This window comes from Polyangium jinanense (assembly GCF_028435365.1).
Genome location: NZ_JAGTJJ010000003.1, coordinates 383,276 through 396,620, shown reverse-complemented (window position 1 = coordinate 396,620; position 13,345 = coordinate 383,276). Strand labels below are relative to the sequence as shown.

Genomic DNA, 13,345 nt, shown 5'->3' with positions numbered 1-13,345 from the left:
ACGCACGCCCCTGCCTTCCTCGCGCCCAGCACCCCCCGTGCGCCACGCAAGATCCCTCCTCCCCGCGTCGATCCCCCCTCTTGCGTAACGCACGTCGCTCGCTCCCTCCTTCGAGCGACGCTCTCTCGCCGTCCGTCAGCCCTCGCCGCCCCCCGACCCCTCGTCCTCGCCGTCGTCGTCCTTCCGCTTCCGGCGCGGCTTCGTCGCCGTGAGGAACGACGCGACCCGTTTCGGCTGCCCGGGAAAGAGCTGGAGCAGCGCGCCCTCCAGCTTGTCGATCTCCACGTTGATCTCGCCGATGTAGAGCAGCTCCGACGTCCCTTGCATCGCGAGCGCCGACATCCCCGCCTCGCGCTCCTTGCTGTTCGCCTCCAGCGTGTCCGTCGCGCTCGTCAGCCGAGGCGTCCACTTCTCCGCGAGCGCCGACCCCGGCTCCCGCCCGAGCTCCTCGATCCACGCGCGCCCCTGCTTCACCTCCCGATCGATCCCGAACGCCTGCGCGTCCGACGGGGTCACGCCCACGAAGAACCGCGTGTAGGGCGGCCGATCGCGCCGCCCTTCCGACTCGTTGACGACATATCGACCGAAGCTCGCCGTCTCCGCGTCCCAGCGCGCGTCGGCCACGAAGAGCCGCGCCCTCGCCCGCCCGAGCGTACGCTCCCGCGCGCGGCGCTGCGCGGCGAGCCCGTCCCCCTTCTGCGCCAGCGCATCCCATAACGGCGCGAGCGGCCGCGTGATCGGATCGCTGTCGAGCGCGCTCGTGATCGCGGCGCAGATATCAGCGGCGGTCTGGGCCGCCATGTCTTCGCGGAGATGTGTGGCCATACGCTCCTCTCTGCGCGGCGAAGCTACCATGCACGGGCGCCGCGCCGTCAACCGTCGCCGGAATGTCGACCCCCGGGCCTTCGTTTGGTAACGTGCACATTCCGCCAGGGGATGCGGGGAAGCGCATGTCGAGCACGCACAAGGACCTCAAGGTCCGCATGGTCCAACAGCTCGCCGACGTCTTCGGCCGCGTCGTCGGCTTGAAGCGCGCGGGACGGCTCGACGAGGCGGTGGAGCTCGTCCAAACGACCTCGCTCCATCTGTTCGGCCCCATGTGGGAAACGCTGACGCGGCACGACGCTTCGAGCGCGGCGATGATGCTCGGCAGCCGCGAGAAGGTCTCGGCCTGCGCAATGCTCACCCAGCACCGGGCCGAGCTCGATGATCTGCGCGGCGAGGTGTGGAAGGCGCAGGCGGGCTACAAACGCGCCCTCGAGCTCCACCTCGAAGCGGCGCGGCTCGGCGCCGACGTGGACGTGGCGACGCGCTCGGCGCTGAAGGCGCTCCGGCCGCGCGTCGACGAGTCGAAGCTCTCGAAATCGTACCAGATGCAGCTCGAACGAATCGACGGGCACCGCTGAACCGCCGAGGCGCTTGACAGGGCCGAGGAACTTCCGTGTCCTCGCGTCACTCCTCCACGCCATGCTGAGCGCTCGCCTCCTTCCGCTCCTTTGCCTCGCCACCGTCGCCGCGTGCCGCACGCCCGACAGCGCTTCGCCTCCGCCGCCCGCGACGGCCTCCGCCGCGCCGCCCCCGAGCGCCGCGCCCGCCCCCGCGCCTTCCGCGAGCGCCGCGGCCCCCGTCTCCGCGGCCCCGCCCGAGCCTTGTGGCGAGATGGGCTGCATGCTCTACGACACGCCCAAGGACGCGTTTGCCGCGATCCTCGCGGAAAACCCGCTCATCCTCGGCATCGGCGAGTCGCACGCGCAGAAGGGCAAGGAGGGCATCCCCACGGCCACGAAGCGCTTCACCGAGACGTTTTTGCCCATGGTCGCGGGCAAAGCGAGCGACATCGTGCTCGAGATCTGGGTGTCCGAGGGGAAATGCGGGAAGGAAAAAGAGGCGCAAGTCGCCGAGCAGCAGAAGCCCGTCACGCAGAGCCAAGCCAAGACGAACCAGAACGAGTTCGTCACGCTCGGCGACGCGGCGTACGCGCTCGGCGTGAAGCCCCATATCCTGCGCGCGAGCTGCGCCGATTACGACGCGATCGTGAAGGCGGGGCCGGATTCGGTCCTCGTGATGCTGGAGATGATCGCGCGGCTCATGGATGAAAAGGCCAAGTCCCTCGCCTCGCGCAACGCGAACGCCGGCGCGGGGAAGATGGTCCTCACGTACGGCGGCGCCATTCACAACGACCTCACCGCGCGCCCCGGACGCGAGAAGTGGACGTTCGGGCCGGATCTCGCGGCCGCCACGGCAGACCGGTACGTCGAGCTCGATCTCGTGGTGCCCGAGTTCATTCAAGACAACGACGCGTGGAAGGCGCTGCCCTGGATGCCGCATTTCAAGCGAGACGCGCATCCCACGAAGACCACGGTCTTTCGGCCCGCAAAGGGCTCGTTCGTGCTGATCTTCCCGAAGACGGGACAGTAACACAGGCCACACCCCAACCCTCCGCGCGGGCGCGCATTTCTTGCCTGGCCTATTGTGCGGGAGGCCCTATTTCGTGGATGATGCGCTGCATTTGGCTTGCAGCCACTTCCATTCCGGAGGTTCGTTCCATGTTGCATCGGCGTCACCTTGCTTCGTTCACATTTTCGTCCCTCGCGCTGATCGTCGGCGCGGGCCTCGCGGGCTGCAGCGACGACCCGGCCCCGGGCACCACGAGCACGGGGTCGAGCAGCTCGTCGAGCGGTGCCGGTGGACAGGGCGGCGGCGGCACCGGCGGCGTGGGCGGCGAAGGCGGCACTGGCGGCATGGGTGGCGTGGGCGGCGGCATGGGCGGGACCGGCGGCGTCGGCGGAATCGTGTGTGAGCCCGTGGACGAGGTCTGCGGCGATAACATCGACAACAACTGCGACGGCCAGACGGACGAGGGCTGCTGCACGCCGGGCAGCACGCAGGCCTGTTACACGGGCCCCGATGGCACGATGGGCGTCGGCGCCTGCAAGGCCGGCGTCCAGACGTGCAGCCCCGACGGCCTCTCGTATGGCCCGTGCGTGGGCGAGGTCGTCCCCGGGGTCCAGACGTGCGGCCTGACCGACGAGGACTGCAATGGCGTGGTCGGCGACGGCGCGGGCTGCTTGTGCACGCCGGGCAACACGATGCCCTGCTACACGGGTCCCGCGGGTACGAAGAACGTGGGCATTTGCAAGGAAGGCACCGCGACGTGCGCGCCCGACGGCCTCTCGTACGGCGCGTGCGCGGGGCAGGTCTTGCCGCAGGCCGAGGCCTGCAATGCAGCGGACGACGATTGCGACAGCTTCGTGGACGACGGTGCGAGCTGCGCGTGCGCGCCGAACTCGACGAAGGCCTGCTACACGGGCCCGATGGGCACGTCGGGCGTCGGCCTCTGCAAGTCGGGCGTCGAGACGTGCGCGCCGGACGGCTCCGGATACGGTCCGTGCACGGGCGAGGTCCTTCCGACGCCGGAGAACTGCGCGACCACGGGCGACGACGATTGCAATGGCCAGGCGCCCGCGTGCACCGGCGACACGACCTGGGTGCGTACCTTCGGCAACAACCAGAACCAGATCGGTCTGGCCGTGGCGACCGACGCGCAGGGCAATGGCGTCTTCGTCGGCAGGTTCTCGGGGGCGATCACCCTCCCCGCGCCGATCGGCACGCTGACCGCCACGGGCAACGACAACCTCTTCGTCATCAAGTACAATTCGACGGGCACCGTCGTGTGGGCGAAGAAGTACGGCGATGCGGCCGGGCAGGACGTCACCAGCGTCGCCATCGACAGCGCGGGCGACGTGCTCATCGCGGGCGAGTTCCTCGGCACCATCAATTTCGGCGGAACGGCGCTCACGAGCAACAATGGTTCGCGCGACATCTTCGTGGCGAAGCTCGCCGCCGCCACGGGCGATCACGTCTGGAGCCAGGCGATCGCGAACGCGTACACGCAGGAGGAAGCGAGCGTCGCGGTGGACGCGGCGGACAACGTCTACGTCTCCGGCACGTTCTCGAGCAACCTCACCATCGGCGCGAACGTCATCTCGCCGATCGCGGGGGGCGGCCTCGAGGTGTTCGTCGCGAAGCTGAACAAGAGTGGCACGCCGCTCTGGGCGAAGGCGATCACCGGCCCCGGGACGCAATACGCCTACGACCTCGCGGTCTCGCCCGCGGGCGATATCGCGCTCGCCGGCGCGTTCCAGACCAGCATCGATTTCGGCGGCGGCAAGACGCTCACGAGCGCCGGCGGTTATGACATCTTCGTCGCGAAGCTCGACACGATGGGCAACCCCATCTTCGTGCTCGGCGCGGGCGACGGCGAGCTCCAGCGCGCGAACGCCGTGGCGCTCGACAGCGCGGGCAACGTGCTCGTGACCGGCGAGTACAACGGCTCGATGGACCTCGGCAACGGAACTGTCACGAGCGGCGGCTCGGAGGACGTGTTCATCGCGAAGTACAGCCCCTCGGGCTTCCACATGTGGAGCAAGGCCATGGGCGGCGTGAGCACACAGCGCGGCAAGGACATCGCGGTCGACCCATTCAACAACGTGATCGTCACGGGTCAATTCTGGGCCAGCACCGATTTCGGCAAGGGCAATGTCTCGTCGAACGGCGAGCACGACATCTTCGTCGCGAAGTACAACCCCGCCGGGACGGCGGCCTGGACCAAGAAGTTCGGCGGCGGTCTGAGCGAATCGGGCGAGACCGTCGCCGCGGACGGCAACGCCGCCGTATGGCTCGGCGGCAGCTACCGGAGCACCAACGTGCTCTTCGGCGACGGGAACTTCACGGTGAACAACGGCCAGGAGGACGTGGTTCTCATCAAGATGGCGCAGTGATCGAAGCGTAACGTCCGGACACACCATTCTTCGCACGCCCGCGGCTCGCACAGGGCCGCGGGCGTGCGCGCTTCGATCACCTCGTCACGCGTTCACTCGGGCTCGGCCTCGACGTCCGGGCTCGAGAGCGTCGGCTCCGACGGGCAGTCCCGCACCTCCGTGACGTGGGTGAACACCACGCGCTGCACGGCCTCGGGACGTGGGAAGCTCACGAGCACGTACGGATTCGTGAGCGCCTGCGTCACGAAGCAATGGTGGCCCGGCTCGAAGAGCCGGGTCTCGATCGTGAGCGTGCGCCCGTCCGTCGATCGCCCGATGTACGAGATATCCGCCTCGTAGCCGCCGGTCGGCATCGTGCCGGGCGCGTACAGAAACACCCATTCTCGCTGGAAATCGAGGCCTTCCGGCGGCGGGCTGCCGACGAAAGTCTGATACATCCGCGGCGACGTCAAGAGGGTCCGGTGCTCGCCGCGCCGCCGGCCGAAGGCGCTGACTTCGAGCTTTCGGAAAGGCAGGGCGATCTCGCCCGGGTTCGGAGCCCGCGGCGGACGTCCCGCCCCCTCCCTGGCCAAGGCATCACCGAGGGCCGTGCACGAAACGATCGCCACGAGAGCCCAGCCGAGCACGTTCTTCCGGGAAAACGTCTTCATGATTCCCCCGGGGCGAGGTGCCCGGCAAGACCCGGGCCGACCAGGCGGAGCCACGCATTCCGCTTTTCCAGCGTCGCGGACCCGGAATGTGGAATCATCCCGCCTTCCGAATTCGAAGAAACCCCAGGTTCGGGGCCGCGGGCGCGGCGCAGGGACCGTGGACGGGTCGCGCGCCGCGCGTTAGGCTCAGCCTGCCCGTCGCAAGATCCGGAGGACACGATGTTGACGATTTCTAGAGGCAAGCGCCTTTCCATCGGCCTCCCGGCCGCGCTCCTGGGTCTCTGGCTCGGATGTGGCACCCCCAGCGTCGTGCCCATGAAGAGCGGCCCGGCCCCGGCGCCGACGACGCCCGAGGAGGGCCAGAGCCCCGCGCAGTCGGCCTCGGGCGCCGAGGCACCGCCGCCGGCCTCGTGCGCGCACGGGCTCGAGGAGCGCGCCTCCGTCGATATCGCGGGCGGCGCCGCGGCCTATTTCTACGAGGACCGGCCCTCGCTCGGCCGGCTCGATTCCGGCGCGGGGTACGTGTACCTCGATCACGACACGCAAAAAGCCTTCGTGGCGCGGATCGAATCGTCGGGCGCAGCGAAGAGTGTCCACGAGATCGTGTTCCCCGACAAACACGAGCGTTCGCACGTCGTGGGGGCGTTCCGGGGGAGTGACGTCGTGGTCGCGTCCGTCGTGTATCACGCCCAGCAGGAGGCCGATATCGAGCTCGTGCGGCTCGACGCGCAGGATCGACCGCTTTGGTCGGCCCGGATCGATCCCTCGCCGCTGCTCGACGGCACGCCCGCGCTCGCGTGGGGCCGAGACGACATCGCCGTCGCCTGGACGCGTGGCCCTTACCCGATGCACGAATCGGTGCGCGTCGCGCTCGTCGACACGAAGACGGGCAAGGTCAAGCGCACGTTCGAGCTCTCCGCGGGCGAAAATCCCGGCGTTCCCTCGATCGTGTGGGACGGCGAGGCGTACTGGGTCGGCTGGCATTCGCGCGAGACGCGCGGCAATGTCGAGATCCGGCGGCTCACGGGGGAAGGGCTCACGGGCGTGGGCGCGACGCTCCAGAGCGGGCTCAATCCCGTCCTTTTGCCCACGCCGGCGGGCCTCGCCGTCGCCTGGGATCAGGATCGCAAGATATGGCTCGCAGTCCTCGACGCCGCGGGGAACCCCAAGCTTTCGCCGCGGATCGTCGCGACGCACCCCGATCCCATTGCGACGCCGCGCAAGCCCATCCTCGGCTGGGACGGCGCGCGGTTCGCGGTGGCCTACGAGGCGCATTTCCACGCGTCGGTCCTCGTCGCGCGGGGTCCGGAGGCCCTGATCACGGTCGTGGATCCGAGCGGCGCCGCCGCCCCGCCGCTGACGTTGCACGACGAGGATTCCTCCGGGGAAATGCCGGCCGTCCTGCGGACCGGGAAGGAATGGCTCGTCGTGTACAATCGGGATCGATTGCAGAAAGGGAAAACCCCGGAGATCGTGGCGGCCCGCCTCGCGTGCCGCGAGGCGCCGGCGCCGAGCGAGGTGACCTCGAACGGCCCGTGCGACGCGCGCACACGCCCCGCGCCCGAGGCCTTACGCCTGCCTCCGCGCGCAGTCGAGGCCTCCGTCCTGCAACTCGACGACGGCGCATGGGCCGCGCTCCTCTTCGAGAAGGACGAGGCGGTTTTCGTGCGCGTCGATCGTGACGGAAAAACCATCACGCGCGCTGTCCTTCCCGCGGCGACCGGGCGACGCGAACCCACGCTCGCGCGTGTCCCCGGGGGATTCGCGGCGGCGTGGATCGACGAGAATGGCGCAATCGAAGTCGGGCGGCTCGACGAGGCCGGCGCGATGCGAAAAACGACGCGCCTGCCCGGGGATCCAAAGACGAGCAAGCCCGGGCTCGCCTGGACGAGCAAGGGCCTCGTGGTCGCCTACGCGCGCGGGGGCGCGGTCGTGACGGCGCTGCTCGACGGCGCCGCGCGTATCGTCTCCCAGCCCGCGCCAGCGGCGCGAATGCCCTTCCAGCCCGGCGATTGCGCGCTCGGCCAGGGCCCGAAGGGGCTGCTCCTCGCGTGCGTGACCGGCACCGAGCGGACCGAGACCAGCGTGATCCGCGTGCTGCGCCTCGATGAGACAGGAAAGGCGATCGGCGCGCCCTCGCTCGCGTCGGAGCCCAATGCGCTCCTCCGGAATCCATTCGTGATCGGCACGGCCGAGGGCTTCTTGATTGCATCGACCGGGCCTTTCGCCCGCGAGGTGATCACGATCGAGCTCGGCCCGAACGGCGAGGTGCGTCGGCCCGAACGGAAGCTCCTGTCGAGTTATGGGTATGGGGCGATCGGCGCTGTCGTGACCGGCAAGGACATCGCGGTCTTCGGGATCGACGGGCAGACGATCGCGGAGCGGACGGTTTGTCCGGAATGACGATCAGGCCGAAGCGCTGACGCGGAGGGGGAATTTATCCATCGTGCGCATGATCGGGTGTTTCCCCCAGACCGGCTCGCCGGCGAGCTCGATCTTGGGGTACCGCGCGAGGAGGCTCTGGAGCGCGATCTCGGCCTCCATGCGGGCGAGCGAGGCGCCGAGGCAGAAATGGGGGCCGAGGCCGAACCAGTGGGTCCCCGTGTGCTGGCGACGAATGTCGTACACGTTCGCGTCGGGGAGATACTCCGGATCCCGGAATGCAGACATCAGGAACATGAATACGGGCTGGCCGCGCTTGATGGAGACGTTCGCGAATTCGAACGACTCGGTCGCGTACCGGGGGAACGGCACGCGGCCGAACATGTTGTACCGGAGGGTCTCGTCGAATGCGTTGCGCGCGAGGCTCGGCTCCGCGCGCAAGATCGCGAGCTGCTCCGGGTTCTGGAGCAGCGAGAGAAGGGTCTGGTTCGTCCCGTGGTACGTGGTGTCGGTGCCGCCGACCAGAAGCCCCGCGACGAGCGAGACGAGCTCGGGATCGCTCAGCCGATCCTGCTCGTCACACGCGTTGATGAGCTGGGTCATGAGGTCGTCTTCCATTGGATGCGCCCGACGGTCGGCGATGATCTCGCGCACGAGCGCCATGCCGCGCGAGACCGGCGGCATGCAAGCCGCGAATCGCTCGGGGGGGAGCCCCGGGATGATCGTGGAGATGAGGCTCTCCGCGAAGGCGATGAACTCCGGCTCGTGGTTCGGGGGGATGTTGAGGACGCTGGCGATCACGCGAACGGGGTATTGCCGCGTGTAATCCGAGGAGACGTCGATCACCCCCTCGAGAGGAAACTTCTCGAGCAGCCCCTCGATGATGGCCTTCACCTTCGGGCGGTGCACCTCGACCGCGCGCGGGCCGAACGCTGGGTTCAGGAGCCTGCGCAGCCGCGCGTGCGCCTCCGAGGGGACCATGAAGAGGTCATTTTCGCGCAGCGTCGCGAAGTCGGGATAGGCGGCCTTCAATTCTTGCGGGAAGCCGGCCCCGAGGGTGGGATCGTGTCCCAGCCGGGCGTCCCTCATCAGGGCAATGCAATCCTTGTAACGGAAGAAGACCGGCCCGCCTCCCTGCTCCCAGTAGTATACGGGAGCCTCTTCACGAAAGCGGGCGAGCAAGGGGTACGGATCCTTCGCGTAGGAAGGATCCATCGGATCGTAACGCAGAGGAGGGATCGTCGTCGTCATCATGGGCGTATTCATAGCACGCCATGATGCGCATGACTGACGTGGAAAATTACTGCACGAGAATCATCGAGCTGCGTGGAGGGAGGTTTACAGTGGGACCACTCACGGTCTGACCCGTGAGCAAGTTCGTGAGGTTGCCGCTCGGCAGGTTCCCGACGGAGCCCTCCATGTCGCCGCGGTTGATGGCGACGTAGACGGTCTCGGTCGCGTGCACCATCTTGTAGGCCATCGTATCGGCCGAGGCCCAGAGCGACGAGCGCTTGCCACGACGAAGCGCGATGTGATCCTTGCGGATTTGCCCGAGCTTTTCGAGGTGCGTGCGTAGCCAGGTCTGGCCGGTGGAGTAACCGTTCCATTGCATGAAACGCCGGTTGTCCGGGTCACCCGCGCCGGGCAGGCCGATCTCGTCGCCGTAATAGATGAGCGGCACGCCGCGCGTGGTCATGATGAGCGTGAACCCGTTCGCCATGCGCTCGAATGCGTCCGTCCCGGAGGGCAAGCCCGGCTGGTTTTGCCAGTTCATGTTCTTGCCGCCGTCCCAGGCGTCGCTCCAGAGCGGCGTTTGCTGGGCCAGGTGAATGACGCGCGGCAGGTCGTGATTGCCGATGAACGTGCTCATGACGCCATTGCCGTAGGCGTCGTCGTTGCCGTTCAGGAAGCCTTCGAGATCTTGCATCGTGCCCTGGCGCATGAGGACCTTCGAGCAGATCTCGGCGCGGAGCGGGAAGTCGAACTGGCCGTCGAGCATGGTGGACGGATTGACGTATTTCTTGATGAGCGATTTATCGCCGGTGTACGTCTCGCCGACCATGTAGAAATGCTTGCCCGTGACCGCGTCGATCTCGGCCGTCACACGCGAGCGGAGATCGGTGAGCCACGACATGTGCATGTGCTTCAGCGCGTCGAGGCGGAAGCCGTCGATGCCGGTCTGCTGCCACCACCAGACCATGTTGTCGATGCTGTACTTGCGCGCCGCCGCGTTCTCGTAATTGAAATCGGGCAGATACGGCGTGAACCAGCATTTCTCGGTGGTCGCGCCGTCCCAGGAGCAGCCCTCGCCGCAGACGCAGTTGCCGCCGCTGCCGTTCGTGTTCGGCCAGAACCAGCTCGCGTTGTCCTTGTAGACCTGGGCCGAGTCGTGCGCGTGGTTCGCCGCGTAATCGATGAGGACGGTGATGTTCACGTTGTGCGCCTCGTCGACGAGCTCCTTGAGCTTCGCCATCGTGCCAAAACGCTCCTCGGCCTTGTAGAAATCCTTCGGCCAGTAGCCGTGGTAAGCGCTGTAGTTCTTGCCGTCGTTGCCGAAGCCGGCGAGCTCGGTGTTGTCGATCGGGACCGTGAGCCAGAGCGAGTTCACGCCGAGCTTCGTGAAATACCCCTCCTTGATCTTGTTGATCACGCCCTGCCAGTCGCCACCCTGGTAGTTGGACGCCTGCGGGACGTTCGCCACGGGCGCGCCGTTGTTCGAGGCGTCGCCGTCAAGGAAGCGGTCCACGAAGACGAAATAAAGCACTGCATCGCGCCAGGCCTCGACGGGGCTGTTCTCCGGCGGATCGTCGCACGTCCAGGGGTCACAGGTCGTGAGCGAGACGAGGCTGTTTTTCCCGCCGAACCCATCGTCGATCGTGTTCGGATTGCCCGGATCGGTGATCCAGTTGCTGCCGTCGATGACGAACTTGTACTGGACGGGCTGGTTGTACGGGATCGGGACGGTGGCCTCCCATTGCCCGTTCGCCTTCTCCAGGGGTACGCCGACGTCCCAGCCGTCCGCCGCGAAGTTTCCGCGCACGACGACGCTGCTCTGGCCCATGTCGGCGAGCGTGAAGAGGTAATCGCAGCGCTTCAAGCTATCGTCACACATGGGCGGGCCCGGAGGCTCGCCGCCGCCCGCGCCGCCCTGGCCGGGGCCGCCCGCGCCGACGCCGGAGCCGGAGCCGCTGAGCACCGGGGGTTTTTCCCCCGGATCGTAGCCGCCGAATCCATCGGGCGGCTGGTAGCCATTGAGGTCGTCGCTCGAGCACGACGCCGCGCCGAGCAAGGGCGCGACGAGGAGGCCCGAGAGGGCGAGCGCTGTGAACGTGTTCATCGAAGTTTTCATTCGGAGGCCCGTCAGGGTGAGGGGTTACGGCAAGGGCTCCCCGCGCGCACGAGCACGCGGAAGGAGAGGGCTTCGAGCGGGACGGCGCCGCCGGCGGTGATTTCGATCGTCTCGCCGGTCATGACGTCGACGTAGCTGCCGAGCGGCACGGCGCCGGTCGGCACGGAGACGAGCGCCGTCTTGCGCGCGAAAAACACGAGCACTGGATCCCCATCCCCCGCGTCGCGCAGATAAGCATATTCGTCCTTCGTCGCCACGATGGGCCTGCGCGTGCCCGTGCGGAGCGCAGGCGAACAGCGGCGCAATTGGCCGAGCCGGCGGACGAGGTCCCGCACCTCGGATTGCAGCGGCCCGACGCTCGCGGGATCCGGCATCACCCGCCGCGAGTCCGGATCCCCCGCGCCGGCAAGCGCGATCTCGTCGCCGTAATAAAGCACCGGCAGACCATGAAGCGTCAAGATGAACGCGAGCGCCATTTTCGCCCGCGCATACACGACCGGATCCGTGGACTGCGTGGGTTTGTCGTACCAGGGGTCGTTTGCGCCGTCACCCGTGACCTCCGAGACGAACCGCGAGGTGTCGTGGTTGTCGATCATGCGGCCGAGCGCCGCGCCCGAGCCTTCGATTGCCGCGTCGGTCGAGACGAGGATTTCTTCGAGCTCGGAGAGGCTGCCGCGGTCGAGGCCAAAGGCCTCGCGAAGCTTCCACATGAGCGGAAAATCGAATGCGCCGGAGAGGGTATGCGGGCCGAGGAAATAGCGGATGCTCTCGATGCCAATCGCGCCGGGGCCAGTGAAGACCTCGCCGATCGAAAAAAGCGCGTCCTTGCCCGTCTCGAGGCGATTGAATGCGTGCGTGATCCGGCGCGTGGCCGCCCGCGGCATCATGGGGACGGCGTCGATACGCACGCCGTCCGCGTCGAACTCCTTCATCCAGAAGACGGCATCGTCGACCTCGGCGCGCATCGAATCGGGGTGCTCGAATCGCACGTCGGGCATGTACGAGGTGAACCAGCACGTGGGGAGCTTCTCGCTCCAGCCGCAGCCGGGCGAGCCACACACGCATTTGTCGACGCCGTCGTTGAACCAGCCCTTGTTCCGGTTCTGGATGTATCGCTCGTTGTGCTCGTAGACGTGGTTCGGCACGAGGTCGAAGATCACGCGGATCCCGTGCCGATGCGCCTCGTCGACCATGGCGTGGAGGGCGTCCTCGCCGCCGATCCGCGGCTCGACCCCGCGTGATTCGAGCGGCCAGTAGCCGTGATATCCTTCATAAGGCCGGCCATCGCCGCGGCCCTCGCGGACCTCGATCGGATTCGTGTAGACGGGCGAAATCCAGATTGCCGTGACGCCGAGCTCGTCGAACGTGCCGCGCTCGATTTCCGCGCGCACACCGTCGAGCGTGCCGCCCGCGCGCGAGCCGGATTTGTCCGGAGATAGCGGCGCGAGCGGCGCGCCGCCGTCGCCCCGGAATCGGTCGATCATGAGATGATACAAAAGCCCCTCGTGCCACGAGGCCTGGGCCGGATCGACCCATGCGACGGCAATCTCGGGATTCGCCTCTTTGCCGGATTCGTCGGCGCCGCGAAGCGTGAAGGTATGTTTGCCGCGGCCGAGTCCCCGCGCGACAAACGTGAATCGACCGTCGGACGCCTGCGCATTCGAGGGCAAAATCTCGCCGCCGGCGCGGTGCTCGGCCCGCAGCGACGCGGGGTCGAGCGCGGATCCCTCGGGCGCGGCCAGAAAAACCCCGCTCACCGTGACCTCGTCGCCGGAGACCTCGACCGCGTCGACACGAATTTCGGGCGCGCCGCAGCTCTCGGCGATCACGAGCGAAACCTCCTCCTCGCCCTTCCACGTGGTCAACGGATTGAGCCGATCGAGCGAGCTCTCGCCGCCGCGAACGATGCGGTATCCGTACTCACCGGGAGAAAGATTCAATGGGAGCAGAAACCATCCATCGTCGCGCTGCTCCAGAGGCTTCGCCTCGGCCCAGTCGTCCCAGCTCCCCTCGACACGTATGTCGCCTCCCGAACCGGGTTCGGCCCAGATCACGGTCGTGCAATCGCGCCGCGGAACCTCGGGCCCGCCGCAACCCACGGAGGCGAGCCCGAGCGCCAAAACCCATGCGTGAAGGAAGTACGTCGTTCGCATGGCTCCTCGTTATGCATTACCACACCGAGC

The 13,345-nt window shown here is 67.6% G+C and carries 9 protein-coding genes; 4 read left to right on the top strand and 5 right to left on the bottom strand.

Going from position 1 to position 13,345, the window contains the following annotated elements; genetic code table 11:
• Positions 1–135 precede the first annotated feature (135 nt).
• On the bottom strand, positions 136–825 hold the full coding sequence (locus KEG57_RS10770; protein ID WP_272419621.1) for a hypothetical protein: 690 nt from the start codon (positions 823–825) through the stop codon (positions 136–138).
• A 125-nt stretch (positions 826–950) separates the two neighbouring features.
• Between KEG57_RS10770 and KEG57_RS10765 the strand changes: the two genes are divergently transcribed.
• The 3 genes from KEG57_RS10765 to KEG57_RS10755 all read left to right on the top strand — a co-directional run bounded on the left by KEG57_RS10765 (position 951) and on the right by KEG57_RS10755 (position 4,781).
• Positions 951–1,406, top strand: a complete 456-nt coding sequence (locus KEG57_RS10765) for a hypothetical protein (protein ID WP_272419620.1) — start codon at positions 951–953, stop codon at positions 1,404–1,406.
• 61 nt (positions 1,407–1,467) lie between these two features.
• Positions 1,468–2,418, top strand: a complete 951-nt coding sequence (locus KEG57_RS10760; protein ID WP_272419619.1) for a hypothetical protein — start codon at positions 1,468–1,470, stop codon at positions 2,416–2,418.
• Positions 2,419–2,546: 128 nt separating this feature from the next.
• Entirely contained in the window at positions 2,547–4,781 is a 2,235-nt protein-coding gene (locus tag KEG57_RS10755; RefSeq protein WP_272419618.1) for an NHL repeat-containing protein, read from the top strand.
• 92 nt (positions 4,782–4,873) lie between these two features.
• On the opposite strand, the gene KEG57_RS10750 is transcribed toward KEG57_RS10755, so the two are convergent.
• Positions 4,874–5,431 carry a protease complex subunit PrcB family protein gene (locus tag KEG57_RS10750; RefSeq protein ID WP_272419617.1) on the bottom strand — a complete coding sequence of 186 codons (558 nt, stop codon included), beginning with the start codon at positions 5,429–5,431 and terminating at the stop codon, positions 4,874–4,876.
• A 219-nt stretch (positions 5,432–5,650) separates the two neighbouring features.
• Between KEG57_RS10750 and KEG57_RS10745 the strand changes: the two genes are divergently transcribed.
• The gene (locus KEG57_RS10745; RefSeq protein ID WP_272419615.1) at positions 5,651–7,834 is read left to right on the top strand and encodes a hypothetical protein; all 2,184 of its coding nucleotides are present in this window, start codon (positions 5,651–5,653) and stop codon (positions 7,832–7,834) included.
• 3 nt (positions 7,835–7,837) lie between these two features.
• Here the strand turns inward: KEG57_RS10745 and KEG57_RS10740 are convergent, their stop codons facing one another.
• From KEG57_RS10740 to KEG57_RS10730, 3 genes are read right to left on the bottom strand one after another with little or no spacing between them, the layout of a single operon-like run.
• Positions 7,838–9,067, bottom strand: a complete 1,230-nt coding sequence (locus KEG57_RS10740) for a cytochrome P450 (protein ID WP_272419614.1) — start codon at positions 9,065–9,067, stop codon at positions 7,838–7,840.
• Between the two features lie 46 nt (positions 9,068–9,113).
• Complete coding sequence (locus KEG57_RS10735; protein WP_272419613.1) at positions 9,114–11,150, bottom strand: alpha-amylase family glycosyl hydrolase; 2,037 nt, start codon at positions 11,148–11,150, stop codon at positions 9,114–9,116.
• Between the two features lie 23 nt (positions 11,151–11,173).
• Positions 11,174–13,315 (bottom strand): alpha-amylase family glycosyl hydrolase, encoded by a 2,142-nt coding sequence (locus tag KEG57_RS10730; protein WP_272419612.1) that lies wholly within the window; start codon positions 13,313–13,315, stop codon positions 11,174–11,176.
• Positions 13,316–13,345 lie beyond the last annotated feature (30 nt).

Bases quoted from the DNA above. Each gene is read 5' to 3' on its own strand.
- KEG57_RS10770 (WP_272419621.1), bottom strand. From the start codon at position 825: ATGGCCACACATCTCCGCGAAGACATGGCGGCCCAGACCGCCGCTGAT.
- KEG57_RS10765 (WP_272419620.1), top strand. From the start codon at position 951: ATGTCGAGCACGCACAAGGACCTCAAGGTCCGCATGGTCCAACAGCTC.
- KEG57_RS10760 (WP_272419619.1), top strand. From the start codon at position 1,468: ATGCTGAGCGCTCGCCTCCTTCCGCTCCTTTGCCTCGCCACCGTCGCC.
- KEG57_RS10755 (WP_272419618.1), top strand. From the start codon at position 2,547: ATGTTGCATCGGCGTCACCTTGCTTCGTTCACATTTTCGTCCCTCGCG.
- KEG57_RS10750 (WP_272419617.1), bottom strand. From the start codon at position 5,431: ATGAAGACGTTTTCCCGGAAGAACGTGCTCGGCTGGGCTCTCGTGGCG.
- KEG57_RS10745 (WP_272419615.1), top strand. From the start codon at position 5,651: ATGTTGACGATTTCTAGAGGCAAGCGCCTTTCCATCGGCCTCCCGGCC.
- KEG57_RS10740 (WP_272419614.1), bottom strand. From the start codon at position 9,067: ATGATGACGACGACGATCCCTCCTCTGCGTTACGATCCGATGGATCCT.
- KEG57_RS10735 (WP_272419613.1), bottom strand. From the start codon at position 11,150: ATGAACACGTTCACAGCGCTCGCCCTCTCGGGCCTCCTCGTCGCGCCC.
- KEG57_RS10730 (WP_272419612.1), bottom strand. From the start codon at position 13,315: ATGCGAACGACGTACTTCCTTCACGCATGGGTTTTGGCGCTCGGGCTC.